General features: G+C 42.7%; 1 pseudogene. It reads right to left on the bottom strand.

From position 1 onward, the window contains the following. Window positions 1-126: 126 nt before the first annotated feature. Window positions 127-281, bottom strand: a pseudogene (locus tag ACY2RR_RS24495) (UDP-N-acetylmuramate dehydrogenase); the annotation flags it as partial.

Genomic DNA, 281 nt, shown 5'->3' with positions numbered 1-281 from the left:
ACCTGTTGTTGACCAAAGCTCTGGTCAGTAACTACTACTGAAATACGCTGATAAAAAACCCCCGATCATTTCTGATCGGGGATTTTTTTATGCTTTTAAAACAACATAAGCAAAACGAAAAAAGATTTAATAAACCCTTGGCTCTATCTCGAGATCAACACCAAACCGCTTACTGACCGCTTCACGTATATCACCAGTAAGTGCAAGGATTGCGGAACCAGCAGCTGGCACATGGTTAACCAGCACAAGAGCCTGATACTGATAAACACCAGCACCACTGC

It is taken from the genome of Parendozoicomonas sp. 2304DJ65-17, from assembly GCF_058148445.1.
This window is presented reverse-complemented; position numbering and strand designations above follow the sequence as displayed.